Consider the following 2,164-nt stretch of genomic DNA (forward strand, 5'->3'; position numbering starts at 1 on the left):
AGGTGGGTCAGTTTGAGATGGAAATTGCGGGTCAGTTTTGCGTGGAAATCAACACCGCTACGCGCTTGCGCTCAAAACTGCGGCTGCGGGCGGTGCTGGTGATGGCAAACACAAAAGCAATCCCGTTGATCTCTACCCGCACGCGGGCAGGCAAGCCTGCCATGGGAGCGAGCTGCTCCATCAGGTGCTCCGGGCCATTGGCCGTGAGGCTCCAGCCGTAGCCATCATCGTCGGCAGACAGCGTCAGGTCGGAGAGCGGCACAGGCTCCATGCCAGGCAGCAGGTGTGCGGTGAGGTGGTGGACTTGCATATAGGCAGGCAGTAAGGGAATGACGTAGTGCGGCGTGGGCTGCGGCTCTGGAGCTTTGCGCTTACAGCGAAACACCAGCGCAGCAGGCAATCCACTGGCACTGGCCTGGTCAAACACCAAGGCTGCTGGCAGGCCGGGCACGTAGCATGGCTTGGGCTGCGGATTTGGCGGCAGGGGCCACACCCACTGTCCGGGGCCTGGTTTGGCAGCCTCTTGGTAGCGGCCACCCACACCCAACCGTACAGGCAGCCCATGGGCAAAGCTGGTGAACCAGCGGCCGCTTGCGGGCAGGGCTTGTTGCATGCTGCCTTGCAGGGCGTTGCGCAGACGCACTGCCTGCTCAAACGCCACCAACGTGGCAACACGCAGGGCCTGCGCGTCTTGCACCACATCAAGCGCAGCGCTGTAACGACGCAAGGATTGCTCAAACCCACTGCGCATGCCGTGGCGCACGGATGCTGCGTCTTGCATCACATCAACACCTGCACCTCGCAAAGGCTTGGCTTGTTGCCACAGTGCGCGCACTTGCTCTGACACATGGCGCGCGTCTTGCCAGATCTGGGTGATGGCAGTTTGTGTGCGCATTGACTGCTGCCACACACCTTGCACGGCCGCACGCAATGACTGCGCCGGCTGGGCAGCATCGGTGACCATGGCCACACTGGGGCGAGAAACATTCACATGCCAGCCCACAGCAACGGGGCCGCGCAGACCAGCAGTGATACGCCCCACGGCGGTAACACGCTGCACAGCTGCCACACGCACCGCACCACGCATACCCAGCGAAAGGCGGCCAACAGCTGCCAGCATGTACTTTGGCTGGGGCGCGCCTTCATCCGCCCCCAGCACCAGTTGCACGGGGTTGCCAGCGCCCTGATGCTGCTGTTTAAAGACAAGTGGGGTAGCGGCCATGTGCTGCCCTAGCCCAGCGCCGTTGCAGCCAGCGTGATCAGGCCACCTGCATAGAACACTGGAGCATCATCGCCCTCAGGCGTTTGCCCGCCGCTGACCTGAAAGCAACCGCCGTGTGCAGCATCGGTCACATTCCCATCGGCCAGCACCGTACCATCTGCGGCCACCAACTCGCCCCAGCGCGGCGTGCCGGATTCCAGCACCATACTGCCCGCTGGGTCTGCCGGTGTGAGCTGCAGCAGGCCTGCTGCAGTTATCACGCCCGCAGGCCGTGCCAGTTGCACCTGCGCCATGGGCGTGCCGCCTTGCCCCATATCACTTGGGCGCGCTGTGCTGTAAAGACGGATGCTGGCACTCCCCTCTTGGGCATCCAGCCGCGCCAGCGTGGCTTGGAGCTGGGCCAGCAGCAAGGCAGGGGCTACACGCCAGATGGGTTCTGCGGCGCTCATGCCTGCACCTCCGGCACCAAGTCATTGGCAGCCACTGCACGGTGCATGCCAGTGTGGTCAAAGGCAATCACGAAGTAGGTTTCTGCCGCATCCAGACGCTCAAAGCGGTAAGCGCCCGTGACTTTGTCACTCCACGTTTGCGCAACAAACACCCCGTCACGCTGAATGAACAGGCACACGCGCCGCCATACGTGTTGCAGCAACTCGCCTTGCTGCGCTTGAACGGTGCCATAGATTAGGCCATTCTGTGCACCCAAAGGGGTGCGCCCCCCGCGCAGCTCATAACAAAAAAAGGGCTCCCAAATCATGTCCATGGCCCCTCAACATCAATAGCGCACAGCCACAGGCCGGTCATGCCCCCAGTCGTTCTTTGTGGCCCTGGAAAAATCTTGTGCGCACGGCCTTGCAAACTGACTTGGACTCCTTCACTGACAACCGAGTACACGTTCGAGTGCATGGCGTGCAAAATCGCTGGCATACGTGCTCTCGGATC

Annotated in this window: 4 protein-coding genes; all 4 read right to left on the minus strand. The window is 62.2% G+C overall.

Going from position 1 to position 2,164, the window contains the following annotated elements:
- Nucleotides 1-31 precede the first annotated feature (31 nt).
- Nucleotides 32-1,222, minus strand: coding sequence for a hypothetical protein (locus QEP12_RS16780; RefSeq protein ID WP_284214972.1), 1,191 nt, complete (start codon nt 1,220-1,222; stop codon nt 32-34).
- Between the two features lie 8 nt (nt 1,223-1,230).
- Complete coding sequence (locus QEP12_RS16785) at nt 1,231-1,671, minus strand: hypothetical protein (RefSeq protein WP_284214973.1); 441 nt, start codon at nt 1,669-1,671, stop codon at nt 1,231-1,233.
- Nucleotides 1,668-1,985 (minus strand): hypothetical protein, encoded by a 318-nt coding sequence (locus tag QEP12_RS16790; protein WP_284214974.1) that lies wholly within the window; start codon nt 1,983-1,985, stop codon nt 1,668-1,670. The genes QEP12_RS16785 and QEP12_RS16790 overlap by 4 nt, the downstream gene beginning before the upstream one ends.
- Nucleotides 1,976-2,164, minus strand: a 189-nt coding sequence (locus QEP12_RS16795) for a hypothetical protein (protein ID WP_284214975.1), incomplete at its 5' end; no start/stop codon positions are given. The genes QEP12_RS16795 and QEP12_RS16790, both read right to left, overlap by 10 nt.

Source organism: Comamonas jiangduensis (genome assembly GCF_030162955.1).
Lineage (GTDB): Bacteria > Pseudomonadota > Gammaproteobacteria > Burkholderiales > Burkholderiaceae_C > Comamonas > Comamonas jiangduensis.